13 protein-coding genes are annotated in these 12,490 nt (G+C 72.0%); 6 read left to right on the forward strand and 7 right to left on the reverse strand.

The features are described from left to right. The first annotated feature begins 60 nt into the window (after window positions 1-60). Window positions 61-666 (forward strand): hypothetical protein, encoded by a 606-nt coding sequence (locus ABH929_RS04130; RefSeq protein ID WP_404560230.1) that lies wholly within the window; start codon window positions 61-63, stop codon window positions 664-666. 196 nt (window positions 667-862) lie between these two features. On the opposite strand, the gene ABH929_RS04135 is transcribed toward ABH929_RS04130, so the two are convergent. Continuing rightward, window positions 863-1,783 carry a cation diffusion facilitator family transporter gene (locus tag ABH929_RS04135; protein WP_404560231.1) on the reverse strand — a complete coding sequence of 307 codons (921 nt, stop codon included), beginning with the start codon at window positions 1,781-1,783 and terminating at the stop codon, window positions 863-865. 47 nt (window positions 1,784-1,830) lie between these two features. On the opposite strand from ABH929_RS04135, the gene ABH929_RS04140 reads away from it, so the two are divergent. Together ABH929_RS04140 and ABH929_RS04145 are read left to right on the forward strand one after the other, a co-directional pair. After that, a complete protein-coding gene (locus tag ABH929_RS04140; protein WP_404560232.1) occupies window positions 1,831-2,496 on the forward strand; it encodes a DUF4166 domain-containing protein in 666 nt (221 codons plus the stop codon). Window position 2,497: 1 nt separating this feature from the next. Continuing rightward, a complete protein-coding gene (locus tag ABH929_RS04145; protein WP_404560234.1) occupies window positions 2,498-3,475 on the forward strand; it encodes an epimerase in 978 nt (325 codons plus the stop codon). On the opposite strand, the gene ABH929_RS04150 is transcribed toward ABH929_RS04145, so the two are convergent. Further along, window positions 3,444-4,415, reverse strand: coding sequence for an EamA family transporter (locus ABH929_RS04150; protein WP_404560235.1), 972 nt, complete (start codon window positions 4,413-4,415; stop codon window positions 3,444-3,446). The genes ABH929_RS04145 and ABH929_RS04150 overlap by 32 nt on opposite strands. 71 nt (window positions 4,416-4,486) lie before the next feature. Between ABH929_RS04150 and ABH929_RS04155 the strand changes: the two genes are divergently transcribed. After that, window positions 4,487-5,401, forward strand: coding sequence for a LysR family transcriptional regulator (locus ABH929_RS04155; RefSeq protein ID WP_263092077.1), 915 nt, complete (start codon window positions 4,487-4,489; stop codon window positions 5,399-5,401). 140 nt (window positions 5,402-5,541) lie between these two features. Here the strand turns inward: ABH929_RS04155 and ABH929_RS04160 are convergent, their stop codons facing one another. The 5 genes from ABH929_RS04160 to ABH929_RS04180 all read right to left on the reverse strand — a co-directional run bounded on the left by ABH929_RS04160 (window position 5,542) and on the right by ABH929_RS04180 (window position 10,119). Next, window positions 5,542-6,369 (reverse strand): L,D-transpeptidase family protein, encoded by an 828-nt coding sequence (locus ABH929_RS04160; RefSeq protein ID WP_404560236.1) that lies wholly within the window; start codon window positions 6,367-6,369, stop codon window positions 5,542-5,544. 101 nt (window positions 6,370-6,470) lie between these two features. Then, window positions 6,471-7,589, reverse strand: a complete 1,119-nt coding sequence (locus ABH929_RS04165) for a hypothetical protein (RefSeq protein ID WP_404560237.1) — start codon at window positions 7,587-7,589, stop codon at window positions 6,471-6,473. A 189-nt stretch (window positions 7,590-7,778) separates the two neighbouring features. Next, window positions 7,779-9,164 carry an adenylosuccinate lyase gene (purB, locus tag ABH929_RS04170; protein WP_404560238.1) on the reverse strand — a complete coding sequence of 462 codons (1,386 nt, stop codon included), beginning with the start codon at window positions 9,162-9,164 and terminating at the stop codon, window positions 7,779-7,781. Next, entirely contained in the window at window positions 9,161-9,673 is a 513-nt protein-coding gene (locus tag ABH929_RS04175) for a low molecular weight protein-tyrosine-phosphatase (protein ID WP_111087056.1), read from the reverse strand. The genes purB and ABH929_RS04175 overlap by 4 nt, the downstream gene beginning before the upstream one ends. 47 nt (window positions 9,674-9,720) lie before the next feature. Then, window positions 9,721-10,119 carry a phage holin family protein gene (locus tag ABH929_RS04180; RefSeq protein WP_111087052.1) on the reverse strand — a complete coding sequence of 133 codons (399 nt, stop codon included), beginning with the start codon at window positions 10,117-10,119 and terminating at the stop codon, window positions 9,721-9,723. Window positions 10,120-10,190: 71 nt separating this feature from the next. On the opposite strand from ABH929_RS04180, the gene ABH929_RS04185 reads away from it, so the two are divergent. Next, window positions 10,191-11,270, forward strand: coding sequence for a histidinol-phosphate transaminase (locus ABH929_RS04185; RefSeq protein ID WP_263092074.1), 1,080 nt, complete (start codon window positions 10,191-10,193; stop codon window positions 11,268-11,270). A 23-nt stretch (window positions 11,271-11,293) separates the two neighbouring features. Next, window positions 11,294-12,430: a thiamine pyrophosphate-dependent dehydrogenase E1 component subunit alpha gene (locus ABH929_RS04190; RefSeq protein WP_263092073.1), complete on the forward strand. Its 1,137-nt coding sequence runs from the start codon at window positions 11,294-11,296 to the stop codon at window positions 12,428-12,430. The last annotated feature ends 60 nt before the right edge of the window (window positions 12,431-12,490 follow it).

Here is a 12,490-nt window from a genome sequence, read left to right on the forward strand (position 1 = left end):
CCCGACGCATCCCGGAACTCGGTTCCGTCGTCCGGGTCGCGCGCCCGGCATACTGGGCGCGTGCCCCAGAACCGCAACCGTCCCGTGATCACGGGGATCGCGGCCGTGGTGGCCGCCGGTCTCCTCGCCGGCGGGTTGTTCCTGACGGCGCGGCAGGGCGCGGACGACCCGACCATCGGTGCCGGATCGACTTCCGGGATGCCGAGCGACGCGCCGACCGCCTCCGGCGACGGCACCGTCACGATCACCCGCACCGGGCCGGACCTGCCCGGCGACACCACCCTGGCGCGGTGCGACTCCACGACCCAGGCGGCCGTCGCCCAGTACGACACCGCGGCGCTCGGCCGGGTCACCCTGCAGTGCGGCACGTCGGCACAGGGCTACGAGCACATCCGGCAGCGGCACACCGCCGACTGGCAGGAGGTCGTGTCCGGCCACGGTTCCCGCGACTGGGACGACGCGATGCTCACGGCCGTGCAGACGGCGCTGGTGTCGCCGCGAGCAGGGTTCCCGGTCGACGCCGGCGACGGCAAGGTCTGCTACGCGGCACCGGTGCGGTTCGACGACGGGTCGCGTCCCGATGCAGACCCGTTCGTGAAGGTCATCGTCTCCGCCACCACCGACCGTGTCATCACGGCGTACCCGACGCGCACCGACGACTGCTGACGCGGGCACGGCGGGCGCGGGTGAGTGCGTCCGCCGACCCCGAACGACACTCTCGATGTCGTACGACGTCGAGGATGTCGTCTCGGGGCACCGGCAACAGTGCGCGCGTGCAACGAACGACGAAGCCGATGTCGTACGACGTCGGCGAAGTCGTTCCGCGTCGACAGGTGCGCCAGCCAGCCGCCAGCGACGCAGCCTACGCGTGCACCTCGTGCTCGTGCCGCCGGTGCGACGCGGGCTCCAGCTGGAAGGTCGAGTGCTCCACGGGCACGTCGAAGTGCTCCGCCACGCACTGCTGCAGCTCGTCGAGGATCCGCGGAGCGTGCGCCGTCGAGAAGCACTCGTCGTCCACCACCACGTGGGCGGTCAGGTTCGGGACGCCCGTCGCCACCAGGGTCGCGTGCAGGTCGTGCACCGCGATGACGTGCTCGAGCTCGAGGATGTGTCCCCGCACGTCGTCCAGGTCGAGCCCCGGCGGCGTCGACTCGAGCAGCACGTTCGCGGTCTCGCGCAGCAGCCGGATCGCCCGCGGCAGGATGAGCAGGCCGATGAGGATCGCCGCGACCGAGTCCGCACGCTCCCACCCGGTCAGCATGAGCACGACCGCGGCGACGATGACGGCGACCGAACCGAGGGTGTCGTTGAGGACCTCGAGCCGGGCGGCGCGCGAGGTGAACCCCTCGCCCGAGGCCCGCAGCAGCACGCCGTACGCCACGAGGTTGCCGACGAGTCCGATGATGCCGAACACGAGCAGTGGCCCGGAGTGGATCTCGGCGGGCACGAACAGCCGCTGGATCGCGGAGATGATCACGAAGACGCCGACCGCGAGCAGGATCGCCGCCTGGGCGGTGGCACCGAGCACCTCGGCACGTTGGAAGCCCCACGTGCGCTGCGTCGTCGGGCTGCGGCGGGCGAGCCGGGTCGCGACGAGTCCGATGCCGAGCCCACCGGTGTCGACGACCATGTGCCCGGCATCGACCAGCAGCGCGAGGGAGCCGGTGACGACGGCGCCGACGACCTCGGCCAGCAGGATCGTCGCCGAGATGCAGAACGCGATGAGCAGCGCGCGCTCGGACGCGTGCCCGTGCGAGTGCCCTGCTCCGTGGTCGTGACCCATGTGCCACATCGTAGGGATCCGCACCGACGACATGCCAGGATCGGGACGTGACCCGGTCGCCCTACGAGCTGTCCACACCATCCGACGTGCTGGCCCGGTTGCACCCGCGGCTGACGGCGTACTTCGGCGCGATCCCGCCCGGCCACGTCGGCCGCGGTGCAGGGGTGTTCGACGTCGTCGGCACACCGCGCCGGTGGCTGTGGCCGCTGCTCGCCTGGTTCGCCCGCGATTCCGTCATGTTCCCGGTCTGGGAACGGGACGTCCCGTTCACGGTCGAGAACCGCCCGGCACACGTCCGTCGCGGGCGTGCCGGACGGGAGGCCCGCCCCGCGGTCCGCGCGCACCGCACGTTCCGGTTCCGCTCCGGCAGCCGCACGATGGTGGACGCCATCACCGCCGAACCGGACGGCCTGGTCGACCACCTCGGTCGCCACGGGCGCGTCAGCGCCCGGCTCCGGGCGGAGGTCGACGCGCACGGGCCGGATGCGGGCGCCCTGCGCCTGGTCTCCACGCGCGTGACGTTCCGTGCGCTGGGACGCGAGGTGCGCCTCCCGGCCGCCCTGTCACCACGTGTGACGCTGACGGAACGATTCGATGACGAAGCCGACCTGCAGCGCGTGTCCCTGGTGCTCGCAGCGCCGGTACTCGGCACGCTGTACCGGTACGAGGGGGCGTTCCGGTACGAGATCGCGCCGGACAGGGAACGGGGATGAGATGAGCGACCAGAAGGGCCGCGTCGTGATCGCGGGAGCGAGCGGGTTCGTGGGGCAGTACCTGCGGGACGCCTTCACCGAAGAGGGCTACCAGGTCGTCACGGTCGGCCGGACGGGCGACGCGGTGTGGGGCAACACCCTGCGCATCCGCGAGCTCGTCGACGGTGCAGCCCTCGTCGTGAACATGGCGGGCAAGAGCGTCAACTGCCGGTACGGCCGACGCAACCGCGCCGAGATCATGCGCTCCCGGGTGGACACCACGCTCGAGCTCGCCGAGGCGATCCGCACCGCCGAGCACCCGCCGCCGCTGTGGCTGAACGCCTCGACCGCGACGATCTACCGGCACGCCGACGACCGCCCACAGGACGAACTGTCCGGCGAACTCGGCGAGGGCTTCTCGGTCTCGGTGGCACGCGCGTGGGAGGACGCCTTCTTCGGCGCCGACCTGCCGTCGACGCGCCGGGTGGCGCTCCGGATGGCGATCGTGTTCGGCGACGGCAGCGCGCTCGTGCCGCTCCTCCGGCTGGCGCAGACGGGCCTCGGCGGGCCGCAGTACGACGGCGCCTGGGTGCCGACGCGTTCCCGGCTGCGGGCGGGGACGTACCACCACCACCGGCCGACCCGCGGCCGACAGCGGTTCAGCTGGGTCCACATCGCCGACGTCCTCGGCTCGATCCGGTTCGTCCGCGACCACCCGGAGCTCGAGGGGCCGGTGAACGTGTCGAGCCCGAACCCGTCCGACAACCGGACCGTGATGGCGACGATCCGCGATGCCGTGGGGCGCCGATTCGGACTGCCGACGCCGCGGTGGATGCTCGAGGTCGGTTCCTTCGCCATCCGCACCGAGACCGAACTGGTGCTCAAGAGCCGGTGGGTGGTGCCGACGCGGTTGACCCAGGCGGGTTACGAGTTCCGGTACCCGCACCTGCGCGGTGCGCTCGCCGGGATCATCGCGGAGCGTCGCCAGCACCGGGGCTGAGCGCCGGCACCGGGATCCCGTCGACCGGCGTCGGCACCGGGACCGCGGAAGGCGGCGAGTGCGACGGACCCGACGCGCGTGCCGGTCGCGACGACCACAGCACCGCCCCGACCACGACGGCGCCGGCGAGCACCTCGACCAGGTCGGGCATCTCGCCGAAGGCCGCCCACGACGCGAGCACACCGACGACCGGCACGAGCATCGAGAACGGGGCGACCGTGCTCGACGGGTAGGTCGCCATCAGCCGCGACCAGATGCCGTAGCCGACCAGGGTCGCGACCAGCACGATGTAGAGCAGGCCGAGGTCGGCCGGCAGGGCCTCGGCGGTGAAGGCCGTGCCGAGTGCGGTGCCGATGCGGTCCGGCCCCTCGACCACGAACGACAGCACTGCCATCGGGATCGGCGGCACGACCGACCACCAGAGCGTCAGGTGCAGCGGGTTCGCGGCTCCTGCTCGCCGGGTCGCGACGTTGCCGATCGCCCACCCGAGGGCGCCGCACAGCGCCAGCACCACCGGCAGCAGGGCCGCCGTCTGTGACCGGTGCAGGGCGATCAGACCGAGGGCTGCGACCGCGATCGTCACGCCGATGACCTGGCGGCCGGTGAGTCGTTCGCGCAGGAACACCCCGGCGAGCACGACCGTGAACGGCGCCGAGGCCTGCAGCACGAGCGAGGCGAGCCCGGACGGCATCCCCGACGCCATGCTCAGGTACAGGAACGAGAACTGCAGCACGCCGAGCCCGAACCCGACGAGCAGCAATCGCCCGAACGGGATCTTCGGCCGCGGCACGAACAGCAGCGTCGGGATCGCCAGGATCGTGAACCGCAGGGCCGCGAGCAGGAACGGCGGGAAGTGCTCGAGGGCGAGCGCCGTCGCGGGGAAGTTCAGGCCCCAGACGACGGCGACGACCAGGGCGAGGAGGCGGTCACGGGTGGTCATGCTCCGATCGTGGTGGCTGCGAAGGTGTAGGACCAGCGAATTGTTCGCAACCGACGTTGTAGCCTCCCTGCATGGTCGACTTCGACGTGCACCTGCTCGCCGTCCTCCGCGAGCTCGCCGAACGCGGCAGCGTCACCGCCGTCGCCGAGGCCACGCACCGCACCCCCAGCGCGGTGTCGCAGCAACTGCAGACGCTGCAGCGGCAGGTGGGCGTCCCGCTCGTCGAGCGCGTGGGACGCGGCGTCCGGCTCACCGCCCACGGCGAGGTGCTGGCCGGACTGTCGACCGGTGTCGCCACGGCGATCGCCCGGGTCGACGCCGCGTGGCAGGAGCACCTGGGCGGCGCGACGGGCCGCGTCGACCTCGCGATCTTCCCGTCGGCGGCCGAACTGCTGCTGCCCGGAGTCCTCACCCGGATGCGCGCGCACCCCGGCATCGAGCTGGCCCTCGTCGACGTGGACGTCAGCGAGGGGGAGTTCGCACCCCTCGCCGCCGACCACGACATCGTCGTCGGACACCGGTCGGACGGGGTGCGGCCGGCGGACCAGGGATCGGTGGAGACGGTCCCGCTCCTGCGTGAACCGCTCGACGTGGCCCTGCCGCCGGGGCACCGGCTCGCCGGTCGTCAGCGCGTCGGGATCGACGAGGTCGTCGGCGAGACCTGGATCGGCGTGCCGGAGGGGTACCCGATCGACCGGGTCCTGCAGGCGATGGCAGCGGCGTCGGACGCACCGCCGAGCGTCGCCTTCCGGACGATCCACCTGCCCGTCATCGAGAACCTGGTCGCCGCGGGCCACGGCGTCGCGCTCGTGCCGCGCTACACCTCGGGTACCCGGGCGTCCGGCCGGTTCCACCTGGCCGAGCTGGCGGACGTGCGCGCGGGGCGCCGGATCGAGGCGCTGGTCCGCCCCGACCGTGCGGTCCGGCCCGTGGTGCGCACCGTCCTGGAGGCGCTGGTCGCCGAGGCCCTGGACGTCACCACCTGAGACGGTCGTGCCCACTGCCGGACGCACGCCGTGCCTCCCGGCCGCGTGGGCGCTGCGGCAGACCCGCTTCGTGAGCAGAAGCGGTCGGGTCCCGCGCCGCGACTCGATTTGTTCTGCTCACTCAGTGGGCGCCAGGGGCGTCAGCGCACCTGGATCGGGGTGCCGAGCGGCAGGAGCCCCGCGAGCGCGGTGATGTCGGCGTTGTGCATGCGGACGCAGCCGTGCGAGGCGGCGGTACCGATGCTCGAGGTGTCGTCGGTGCCGTGCAGCCCGATCTGTCCCGGGCCGCCACCGAAGGAGTTCAGCACGTCCGAGAACGCGGTCGTACCGTAGGCGTACGGGCCGTACCCGGCGTTCGTCGGCGCCAACAGCTCGGTCAGCGCGAAGCGGCCCGTCGGCGTCGGCGTCCCACCGGTACCCGTCGCGACGGGGTAGCTGTCGACGACCTTGCCGGCCTTGTAGAGCTCGAGGGTGTTGGTCGACGTCGTCACCACGATCGCGTACGGGTCGGCGGACAGGTCGACGGACGTCTTCTCCACCCAGCCGGTGCTGCCGTTCGGACGCTGCGCGAGCTGCACCTGCACCCACCCGTCCTGCTGCGCCACCACGAGGAACACGAGCGGGGCGCCGGAGGCCTGGGGGTTCGGCAGGGTGGTCGTGACCGCGCCGCCCGGGGCGGTGTGCACCGCGATCGACGCGCCACGGACCGCAGCGACCGTCGACGTCGCCGGGGCGTGCACCGCGTCCACCGGGCCGCGGCTCGCGGTCGGCGTCGGCGTCGGCGTCGGTCCCCGGGTCGCGCCCGCTGTCGGCGTGCTCGATGCGACCGGCGAGGGCGCCGAGGTGGGCGCGGCGGCCGGAGCGGACCACGGGCGCATCGCCAGGACGACGATCACCGCAGCGACGGCGATCGCCACGGCAGCGGCGAGCACCCCGGGGCGGAAGCGGGACGACGACGGTCGGGGCACGGTACGGCTCCTCGGTTCGGACGTGGCGACGGCGCCCGGCGTGGAACTCGCCGGACGCCGTCGGACGCCGCGGAGGACGTCGGTTCGGTCAGTGCTGCGGATCAGCCGGTGAAGGCCGCGTTGCCCGGGACCGGGACCGCGACGGGAGCCGGGTCGTCGATCGGGGTGGGGTCGGTGCCCGGCGTCGTCGGGTCGGCCACGATCGTCACGGCGAAGCTGACCAGGATGCCGCTGTCGTCCCCGCTCAGGATGAGGGCGACGTCGCCGGCCGGGATGTCGGCGCTGAACGTGGCGGTCCCGGTGACGTTGCCGTCCGCGTCGGCGGTGAAGACCTGGTCCGCACCGACGTACTCGAGGTCCGGCAGCAGGATCGCGGGCAGCACCTTCTCACCCGGCAGGAAGCCGGTCGCGGTGACCTGCACACCCGGGTCGCGGAGCGACGACTGCGTGGTCGGCGTCTGCACCCGGATCGTGCCGGTCGGCTCGGGGGTGAAGTAGGTGTTGTCCTGGTTCCGGGAGATCCCCGTGACCGTGCCGGTCCCGGTGAGCGTCACCGCGCCGTACGCGTTGATGGTGGCGTCCGGGGTGGTCGCCGCGAACTGGGCCTGGAAGGCAGCGAGGGTCGCCGCGGTGCCAGCGGCGATGGTGCCGACCGGCAGCGTGGCCGTCCAGGTGCCGTCGACGGCGGTGGGTCCGGTGGCCGAGGTGGTCAGGACGACGCCGTCGCCCGGGGCGTTGTCGGTCGAACCAGCGGTGTCGATCACCAGTGCGTAGCGGGCGTCACCCGACGCGATGAGGTCGGCGGTGCCGAGGCCGAGGCCCTCCCGCGATGCCTTCACCGTGCTGCGGACGTCGGTGAGGTCGGTCGCGGCGCTGCCGGTCGTGGCGTGTGCGAGGAGCGTGCCGGTCGGCAGCGTCGCGCCGCTCGCGCCGAACGTCGGCGTGCCGCCCGTGGTGAACCAGGTCGCCGGGAAGGCGCCGCTCGTCCAGGTCGTGAGGTCGTCCGCGGCGACCCACTCGGTGCCGGCCGGCGTCGCGGCACGGCTCTCGGGCGAGGCCTTCGCAGCGGTGCCCTCGCCCGCGGTGCCCGTGATGGACTGCTGGGACGCTGTGGGGGTCGGGCTCGGCGCGTTCTCGGCCGTGGCGACGCCCGGGAGGGCGACGAGCGCGGTTGCGAGCGCGGTCACCGCGACGGCGGTGGCGAGGGTGGTACGACGCATGGATGGGTTCTTCCGGTTCGGACACCCGAGCGGGGTGCAGCGCGGACCCGGTTCCGTGCTCCGCGACGTCGCGGTCCCCCCAGCATCCGACGCGAGCTTACGTGAGGAACCGTCGCCCGTCACGCGGATGTCCGGGAACGTCGAACGTCGGACGTCGGACGTTGGACGTCCGACGTCCGACGTCCGACGTCAGACGTCGAGGTGGTCGACCAGCTCGTCCGCCAGGCCCGTGTACGTCGCCGGCGTCAGGTTCGTCAGCCGTGCCTTCGCGCCGTCCGAGATGTCCAGGCCGTTCACGAACACGATGAGGTCCTGCTGGGTCACGCGCTTGCCGCGGGTGAGGTCCTTGAGCATCGCGTAGGGGTCCTCGATGTTCGACTGCCCGGCGGTGACCTCAGCGCGGATGACCGTCTGGATCGCCTCGGCGAGGACCTCCCAGTTGTGGTCGAGGTCGTCGGCGAGCTTGACCTCGTTCACCGCGATCTCGCCCAGGCCGCGGCGCAGGTTGTCGAGCGCGAGCAGCGAGTGCCCGAACGCGACGCCGATGTTCCGCTGCGTGGTGGAGTCGGTCAGGTCGCGCTGCAGACGGCTCGTCACCAGGGTCTCGGACAGGGTGGAGAACAGCGCCGACGAGATCTCGAGGTTCGCCTCGGCGTTCTCGAACTTGATCGGGTTGATCTTGTGCGGCATCGTCGACGACCCGGTGGCACCGGCGACCGGGATCTGCGTGAAGTACCCCATCGAGATGTAGGTCCACACGTCGGTCGCCAGGTTGTGCAGGATGCGGTTGGCGTGCCGGATCCGGTCGTACAGCTCAGCCTGCCAGTCGTGCGACTCGATCTGCGTGGTGAGCGGGTTCCAGGTGAGCCCGAGGCCCTCGACGAACTCGCGCGACAGCGTCGGCCAGTCGGCCTCGGGGTCGGCGGCGAGGTGGGCGGAGAAGGTGCCGGTCGCACCGGAGAACTTGCCGAGGTACTCGCCGCCCTCGATCTGGGCCAGGACGCGCTCGAGCCGGTAGACGACGACCGCGAGCTCCTTGCCGAGCGTCGAGGGGGTCGCGGGCTGCCCGTGCGTGTGGGAGAGCATCGGGACGGCGCGCAGCTCGACGGCGAGGGCCCGCAGCTTCTCGAGCACGGCACGGAAGGCCGGCAGCCAGACCTGGTCGACGGTGTCCCGCACGGTCAGGGCGTAGGACAGGTTGTTGACGTCCTCGCTCGTGGCGGCGAAGTGGGTGAGCTCGGCGATCGAGTCGAGTCCGAGCTCGGACAGGCGGCGGCGCACGAAGTACTCGACGGCCTTGACGTCGTGCCGGGTCGTCGCCTCGATCTCGGCGAGTTCGGCGATCTGGTCGTGGCCGAAGGTCTCCACGATGCGCCGGAGCGCGGCCTTGTCGTCGACGCTGAGCGGCGAGGTGGTGAACATCGCGTGGTCGGTCAGGAAGACCAGCCACTCGACCTCGACCACGATGCGCGCGCGGTTGAGCCCGGCCTCGGAGAGGTGCTCGCCCACCGTGTGCACGATCGGGTAGTAGCGCCCGTCGAGCGGGCTGATCGGCTGCGGGGGAAGGGGGGTCATGGGGCTCCCTGACGGACTGCCGGCTCGAGCTGGTGGAAGAGCGCCCGGCAGGCCCGTTCGACGGTCGAGAGCACTCGGTCGAACTCGTGCCGGTCCGCGTAGTACGGGTCCGGCACGTCGGTCTGCTGGGGCCAGGCGTCGTCGTACCGCAGCAGGAGCGTCACCTTGGCGGAGTCGTCCATGGTCGGAGCCCACGATCGCAGGACGCGTTCGTGGGAGCGGTCGAGTGCGACCACCAGATCGAGGTCCGGGAACCGGTCCGGGTCGAACTGACGGGCGCGATGCCTGCTGCCATCGTATCCGCGTGCCGCGAGGGCTGCGATCGTGCGCTCGTCGGCCGGTTCGCCGACGTGCCAGTCACCGGTACCGGCCGACTCGACGTGGAAGCGGTCGGCGAGCCCGGCGTCCGCCGCGATCTGCGCGAAGACGACGCCGGCCATGGGGGACCGGCAGATGTTGCCGCTGCAGACGAACGAGACGCGGAACGGGGCGTCGACGTCCGGGGCCATGGTCACATCATGACGCAGGGAGGGGTCCTCCGCGAGGTCCGTCCGCGTCACGCCCGCTGGCGGTTCAGCACCGGGCGGACGAACAGCCCGATCAGCCAGGCGAAGACGGCGAGCACGAAGGCGCCCACGATGCCCCAGCCGAACGACTCGACCTCGAGCCCGAAGCCGAACGCGTCCGAGATGCCCGCGACGATGAGCAGCAGGATCGCGTTCACGATGAAGGAGATCAGCCCGAGGGTCAGGATGTAGATCGGGAACGCCACGATCCGGATCAGCGTGCCGATCACGGCGTTGACGAGCCCGAACACGAAGGCCACGAGCAGGTAGGTGAGCACGGTCGCCGTGGTCCCGCCGTCGCCGAACGCGGTGACGGAGACGCCGCTGACGATGAGCGTGGTGAGCCAGAGGGCCACGGCGTTGACGACGAGGCGGACGAGGAATCGCATGCACCCATGATGCCCTCCGACACCCGCGCAGTCACCAACACCGCCCGCACGGCCGCGGGTAGCCTGTGCAGGTGAGCGAGCAGCGAGTCCACATCCGGCCGGAGATCGCGGTCCTCCCCGCCTACAAGCAGGGACGCCAGGCCGCCGACGACGCCTTCAAGCTGTCGAGCAACGAGAACCCGTTCCCCCCGCTCCCCGGGGTGGTCCAGGCCGTGCAGGCGCAGACCGCGTTCAACCGGTACCCGGACGCCACCGCCCTCGCCGTCCGTGCCGCACTCGCGAACCGGTTCGGTCTGACCGCTGACGAGGTGCACGTCGCCCCGGGCAGCGTCGCGATCCTGCACGAGCTCGCCCGTGCGACCTCCGGCCCGGGCGACGAGATCGTCTACGCCTGGCGGTCGTTCGAGGCCTACCCCGGCGTCGTCACCGTCGCCGGTGCCACGAGCGTGCAGGTGCCGAACCGGCCGGACGGCGGACACGACCTCGACGCGATGGCCGCTGCCGTCACCGACCGCACCCGCATGGTGATCGTCTGCTCGCCGAACAACCCGACCGGTCCGATCGTGACCGAGTCCGAGTTCGCGACCTTCATGGCCGCGGTGCCGCAGTCCGTGCTGGTCGTGCTCGACGAGGCATACGCCGAGTTCGCCACCGACGAGGCCGCCGTGCACGGGCACCCGTTGCTCGCCCGGTACCCGAACCTGGTCGTCCTCCGGACCTTCTCGAAGGCGTACGGTCTCGCCGGGCTGCGCGTCGGCTACGCCCTCGGCCCGGTGTACGTGCTCGAGGCGGTCCGCGCGTGCGCGATCCCCCTCTCCGTCACGGCCCAGGGCCAGGCGGCCGCACTGGCCAGCCTGGAACGCGAGGGAGAACTGCTCGAGCGGGTCTCCGAGATCGCCGCGCTGCGCGACCGCATCGTCACCGAGCTCCGCGAGCAGGGCTGGGCCGTGCCGGACGCCCAGGGCAACTTCGTCTGGCTGCCGACGGGGGACCGCACGGTCGCCGCGGCCGCCGCCTTCGAGGAGGCCGGCATCATCGTGCGGGCCTTCCCGCCGGAGGGCATCCGCATCTCGATCGGCGAGCACGAGGCTGTGGAAACGCTCCTCGAAACGGCCCGCTCGCTTGTGGGGGACCTCCAGGTGGCCGACTGATGCCTGCCGCTACGCTGGCCCGCATGTCATTCCGCGCCGCGGCTCCCGCGACGACCACCGTCCGGCTCCTCGACCCCGAGGGTCGGTTCGTGGAGACCGACGAGAACGCCGAGTTCGCCGCCGCCGCGCGGGCGATCCCCGACGAGACCCTGCTGGCGATGCACCGCCGCATGGTCCTCACCCGACGGTTCGACCACGCCGGCCACAACCTGCAGCGCACCGGCCAGCTCGGCCTCTGGGTGCCGAGTCACGGGCAGGAAGCCGCACAGACCGGCTCCGCCTTCGCCCTGCGCGCCCAGGACCACGTCTTCCCCTCGTACCGCGAGCACGCCGTCACGATGCAGCGCGGTGTCGAGCCGATGGAGATCATCGCGATGTACCGCGGGCAGACCCACGGTGGATGGGACCCGGACCAGCGCGGCAACACGCACATCTCCACCCTGGTGATCGGCTCGCAGACCCTGCACGCCACCGGCTACGCGCTCGGCCAGAAGCTCGACGGCGACGTCGGCACGGGCGACCCCGACCGTGACGCGTGCTCCATCGTCTACTTCGGCGACGGCGCGACGAGCCAGGGCGACGTGAACGAGGCGTACGTGTTCTCGGCGTCGACCAAGGCGCCCGTCGTCTTCTTCCTGCAGAACAACCACTGGGCGATCTCGGTGCCAGTGTCGGTGCAGTCGCCGACGCCGCTCGTCGACCGTCCCCGCGGCTTCGGGATCCCGAGCGTGCTGGTCGACGGCAACGACATCCTCGCCTCGTACACGGCGTCCGTCGTCGCCACCGACCACGCCCGCAGCGGTCAGGGGCCCGCGTTCATCGAGGCGGACACGTACCGCATCGGCGCGCACACGAGCTCGGACGACCCGAGCCGGTACCGTGCCGACGGCGAGCTCGAGGACTGGGTCCGCCGCGACCCGATCACCCGCTCCGAGGCGTACCTGCGCTCGAAGGGCGCGACCGACGCGCAGTTCGCCGCGTTCGACGAAGAGGGCGAGGACATCGCCGCCGACGTCCGCCGCCGCACGGTGGCGCTCACCCCGCCGTCCGTCGACGTCATGTTCGACAACGTCTACCGCGAGCCGCACCCGCTGGTCGCCGAGCAGAAGGCCTGGCTCGAACAGTACGAGGCCGGCTTCGAAGGGGGCGCCCACGCATGAGCACCACCGAGCAGCTCTTCGACTACACGCTGCGGTCCCACCCGGGCGCCGGCGAGGTCC

The organism is Curtobacterium sp. AB7, from assembly GCF_044909335.1.
Taxonomy (GTDB): domain Bacteria; phylum Actinomycetota; class Actinomycetes; order Actinomycetales; family Microbacteriaceae; genus Curtobacterium.